This window comes from Protofrankia sp. CiT1, from assembly GCF_917627335.1.
Classification (GTDB): Bacteria; Actinomycetota; Actinomycetes; order Frankiales; family Frankiaceae; genus Protofrankia.
On the sequence record NZ_CAKJTP010000167.1, the window covers coordinates 5,507 to 9,929 of the forward strand.

Annotated in this window: 6 protein-coding genes and 2 pseudogenes; 6 read left to right on the plus strand and 2 right to left on the minus strand. The window is 66.1% G+C overall.

Features of this window, described 5'->3' with window-relative positions:
- Positions 1 to 378 precede the first annotated feature (378 nt).
- Together MJ785_RS18685 and MJ785_RS18690 are read left to right on the plus strand one after the other, a co-directional pair.
- On the plus strand, positions 379 to 735 hold the full coding sequence (locus tag MJ785_RS18685; RefSeq protein ID WP_239382046.1) for a type II toxin-antitoxin system RelE/ParE family toxin: 357 nt from the start codon (positions 379 to 381) through the stop codon (positions 733 to 735).
- Positions 732 to 1,070 (plus strand): XRE family transcriptional regulator, encoded by a 339-nt coding sequence (locus MJ785_RS18690; RefSeq protein ID WP_239382048.1) that lies wholly within the window; start codon positions 732 to 734, stop codon positions 1,068 to 1,070. The genes MJ785_RS18685 and MJ785_RS18690 overlap by 4 nt, the downstream gene beginning before the upstream one ends.
- A 392-nt stretch (positions 1,071 to 1,462) precedes the next feature.
- On the opposite strand, the gene MJ785_RS18695 is transcribed toward MJ785_RS18690, so the two are convergent.
- Positions 1,463 to 1,792 carry a helix-turn-helix transcriptional regulator gene (locus MJ785_RS18695; RefSeq protein ID WP_239336473.1) on the minus strand — a complete coding sequence of 110 codons (330 nt, stop codon included), beginning with the start codon at positions 1,790 to 1,792 and terminating at the stop codon, positions 1,463 to 1,465.
- Positions 1,789 to 2,163 (minus strand): annotated as a pseudogene (locus tag MJ785_RS18700) (type II toxin-antitoxin system RelE/ParE family toxin). Before MJ785_RS18700 ends, MJ785_RS18695 begins: the two are co-directional and overlap by 4 nt.
- A 514-nt stretch (positions 2,164 to 2,677) precedes the next feature.
- Between MJ785_RS18700 and MJ785_RS18710 the strand changes: the two are divergent.
- From MJ785_RS18710 to MJ785_RS22380, 4 genes and pseudogenes are all read left to right on the plus strand, one after another.
- Positions 2,678 to 3,061, plus strand: a complete 384-nt coding sequence (locus tag MJ785_RS18710) for a helix-turn-helix domain-containing protein (protein ID WP_239313984.1) — start codon at positions 2,678 to 2,680, stop codon at positions 3,059 to 3,061.
- Positions 3,058 to 3,654: a PIN domain-containing protein gene (locus tag MJ785_RS18715; RefSeq protein ID WP_239313981.1), complete on the plus strand. Its 597-nt coding sequence runs from the start codon at positions 3,058 to 3,060 to the stop codon at positions 3,652 to 3,654. The genes MJ785_RS18710 and MJ785_RS18715 overlap by 4 nt, the downstream gene beginning before the upstream one ends.
- 57 nt (positions 3,655 to 3,711) lie before the next feature.
- A pseudogene (locus tag MJ785_RS22375) lies at positions 3,712 to 3,879 on the plus strand (DUF4097 family beta strand repeat-containing protein); the annotation flags it as partial.
- Positions 3,880 to 3,920: 41 nt separating this feature from the next.
- On the plus strand, positions 3,921 to 4,070 hold the full coding sequence (locus MJ785_RS22380) for a hypothetical protein (RefSeq protein WP_370652985.1): 150 nt from the start codon (positions 3,921 to 3,923) through the stop codon (positions 4,068 to 4,070).
- The last annotated feature ends 353 nt before the right edge of the window (positions 4,071 to 4,423 follow it).

Sequence of the window (4,423 nt, forward strand, 5' to 3'; positions counted from 1 at the left end):
ACCATCGAGCAACATCGACCGACGACGACAAGCATCGAAACCGTGGGGTAAACGCGGGGTTCGGCACCTTGGACGCCCGATCCAGTGGCGAGAAGTGTCTGTGCTGCAGATGATCTTGGCGCGCCGCCAGGGACTTGAACCCCGAACCCGCAGGTTAAGAGTCACGTTTGTGATGTTTATGGAGGTTCGCCGACGTTCATCAGTTTGAGTCGGCGGGCCTCCGTCGTTCGTTGTCGTCCGCCGACGTCCGCTCACGTTGCTGTCAGCGGTTGCTGTCGGACCCTCCGCTGGAAGCCCGACCGTCGACTCCGTCAGATCAGCCCCACAAGAGCTTAACCCCTGAGTTAAGATGTTCCTGCGCGGAGCTGGGAAGTCCTCTTGGTAGAGGAGGTCGCCGAGTGGTTCGTCGACCTGACCAAGAACGATCCCCAGTCGGCCGACCTCGTCGAGGACGCCATCGACCGACTGGCAACCGTCGGTCCAACCCTCGGCCGGCCGCTGGTCGACCGGATCAAGGGCTCACGTCACCACAACATGAAGGAGCTACGGCCAGGTTCGGCAGGCACGAGCGAGATCCGAATCCTGTTCGCCTTCGACCCGGTCCGCCGAGCGGTGCTGCTGGTAGCCGGGGATAAGTCGGGCAATTGGCAGCGCTGGTATGAGACCGCGATATCCGCAGCGGATGAACGCTATGACCTTCACCTTGCCGAGATCGAGAGGAGGGACTATCGATGACAACGATGCGATGGGACGACGTCAAACGCCAGGCCGAGCAGGCACGTGTCGCCGCCGGCTATCCGGTACGGACCGATGCCGACCGCGAGGCCGGGCAGCGCCGCCTCGATGACGAGATCCACGCCTACCGGCTGGCCGAGGTCCGACGCGGCCGTGCTCTGACTCAACGTGAGGTCGCCGAAACCATGGGTGTATCCGGCCCCCGCATCTCCGACGTGGAACGCGGAAAGCTGGACGTGGTGTCGGTGTCAGTCCTGCGCGCCTACGTCGAGGCGCTTGGCGGACGGTTGAAGGTCACGGCCGAGTTCGACGACTCGAGCTACATCGTCGCCTGACATCGACAGCCGTCACCGAACAAAGAGGCAGCCCGTAACAAACCGCAACGAAGCTGCCCGCTGCTCAGCAAGCATGTGGAGTGTGGGTGCGCCGCCAGGGACTTGAACCCCGAGCCGCAGATCAAACGGATCGAAGCGAGTGTCGACCCTGTCCACGCTACAAGCTTGGGAAACCTGTGCCGCGGTTGTCGCTGACCTGCGCCAGAGTGCCCCGCCCAGGTCAGCGGCCGCTGCTCCTCGCTAGCGCCAACCAGCGGGGTCGGCTGCTGACTGCTGCTACTGGCACCCGAATGACATACTCGGGATCTCGACCAGGATGACGGCCTTCCATGAACGTTCGCCCAGTCCCGGTCCGACCAAGCCTGCTATCTCAGCCGATCCTCGACCCCGGCCTATGCGACCTTCACCGAGTGCGGGCCCACGCTGATGGTGACGTCGAGATGCCCGCCAAGTGCCGCGGCGTAGGCACGGAGGGTCTCCAGTTCCATGGCCTCGATGTCGCCGTTCTCGATCTGGGAGATCCGGGACTGGGATACGCCAAGGATCTGGGCGACCTCGGACTGTGTCCTGCCGATGGCCTGACGGAGCTCTTTGAGGTGGTGACCGGCAACGTACGCGTCGAGTTCGGCGCGGGCCCTGGCCTGCCGTTCGGGATCAGCCAGTTCAGGGTGACGACGGTGCGCTTCAGCCTTGACTTCATCCCAGCGTCTTCCAGTACTCACGGGCCTACCTCCTTGTCCTTTTTCGCCCGATAGTCGGCGTATCGGGCCTCGGCCAATGGGATGGCTTCCTCGTACCAGTGAGACCAGCGCCCGGTCTTGTCGCCTGCGACAAGAAAGATCGCCGCGCGGTCCGGGTCGAAAACGAAGAGCATCCGGATCTCCGACCGCCCCCGGGAACCAGGCCGCAGCTCCTTTAGGTTGCGAAGTTCGCTGTGCCCAATGGTGTCCACGAGCGGCCTGCCCAGCGTGGGTCCTACGGCGGCAAGCCTGTCGATTGCCTACACGATCAACGCTGCTGTGTCCGTGTCGGATTCACAGAGTTTCAGGAACCAGGACTCGACCGGTTCGAGGAGGATGACGTCCCACGCCACGTTGCCAGCATAACCCCTGGCTCATGTCGTGATGCCAAAGTCGATCAAAGCACGCATACGGATTGCAACCCGGTCCGGTGCACGACCCTCACCAGACGTGCCGGCTCTGCGAGCAGTACGACGTGCCCTCGAACGACAGCCCGGGAGCCAGCACGGTGCTGCCTCGTCTCGCAGGAAGTCGAAGAGGTCCCGGCAGGTGACCACGGTGATTTCGGACGTCTGGGCCGTTCTCGGGGCCGCGGCAGCGCCGGCCAGTTGTCGAGCACTGGCAGACCCACAGCCGTCCGATCTCCACGGAGACTCTCCGCGAGCGGCTCCACATCGGCGCTGCCACGGCGCGCGCCCTGGTCACCCGGCTCCGCGCAGAGGCGGTCGTGACCGGCCTGGCTACAGAGACTCTCGCCGAGGGGTCCGAGGTGGTCCGTCTCCCTGCCGGGTGCGGAGCCCGGCCGCTGCGCACGAGCCGTGTTACGGTTGCTGCAGTTGATTCACTTGGAGCAGATGGAGTCCTGCCGTGACCGAGCTGCTGCTGCGTGACGCCGAGGCTCTTCACCACGCGCTGGCGACGCCTGGCGAACAGGTGAGAGTCGCGCTCTCGCGCGAGACCGCCGAACTGGTCTCCCGGCTGATCGACGCCAGGGTGCGAGGCGAGGAGATCGTCATGGCCTCCCGCACCGCCGAGGTGACTCCCACCGAGGCTGCGGTGCTGCTGGGGATGTCACGTCCCCAGGTCCGCAAGCTCATGGACCGCGGCCTGCTGGAGTACCGCAAGGTCGGCACGCACCACCGCGTGCGCGTCTCGTCAATCCGGGCGTTCCTGGAGACCGAGCGTCCGCGGCGGCGCGAGGCACTCGCCGACCTGGCGGCCGTGCAGAACGACCTCGGCCTGACCGAATGAGCGCCGCCGCCGACGAGACCGACCTGATCCGGATCGTTCTCGCCGACGCGAACGTGCTCTACTCCCGTGTCCTGCGCGACTACCTCCTCTACGCCGCCGACCAAGAGATCATCGCCATCACCTGGAGCGCCGCGATCCTCGATGAGACCACCGAACACCTCATGCTGAACGTGAACGGCTTTGACCGCGCGGCTGCCCGACGGCTGGTGACAGCGATGAACCGCGCGTTCCCGCTTGCCGAGGTCGAACCCTCCGAGGAGGACTTCCGGGCGCTGGCCGATGTGTGGCTGCCAGACGACGACGATCGCCACGTCCTCGCCGCAGCCGTCACCGCGGCCGCAACTGTCCTCTGCACCTGGAACATCAAGGACTTCCCGGCCGACGCCGCCGCCGCGGCCGGCGTCGAGGTGCTCACTCCCGACGAGCTGCTCGGCCGGCTCGTTGCCGAGTACGAGCCGCACATGCTTGCCGCGCACCGGACGGCGGTCGCGTCACTGACGGGCGCCACAGACACCTCGACGATCGCTGCGCTGCGCAGAGCCGGAGCCTCGACAACCGCCGATCTGATGGATCATCTGATTGGCCGTTGCTGAACCGTCCGGCGGAGACCTCCTGCTGGTCTCCGCCGGGTCGACATCACGGCCACCGGCATGAGCGGGCGGCTGCGGGTGCAGTCCACCTCCGGCGACCTCACGCTGACCGGGCCGCGCTCGGCAACCGTCGATGCCACCTCGGACAGCGGCGATACCGACACGCAGTTCAGCGCCGCCCCGCGACGCGTTGCCGTGCACACCGCGCGAGGCGACATCAACCTTGTGGTCCCGGGTACGGCGACGCGCACGCCCGCCTCAGTGAATGGCTGGAGATCAAGCGTGGCGATGGGACGCGACCCGCGACGTTGCGAACCCACCGCAGGCTCGTCGACACGCATATCGTGCCGACCATCGGCCGAATCCAACTCGACAAACTCACTCCCCTCGACCGGACCCACGGCCACGTCCAGAGTTGAGGCTCTCCGTCACCACCACCCCAGGGCCGCAAGCCCTCACACGCATCCGGGACAGGACAATCCGGGCACCGGCAGAGCGCCACCCGCTGTCCGCGCCCCGGCCCGCGTCGGGCGGTGGAACCCCGATCTTCAGCGGAGCGACGGAGGTCACATAACGGGTGTCGGTGACTCCGTCCGGGTCCGCTGACGCGCGCCATCGAGGAACATCGACCGATGACGACAAGCGTCGAAACCGTGGGGTAAACGCGGGGTCCAGTGCCTCGGAGGCCCGATCAAGTGGCGAGAAGTGCCTGCGCTGCAGGCGATCTTGGTGCGCCGCCAGGGACTTGAACCCCGAACCCGCAGATTAAGAG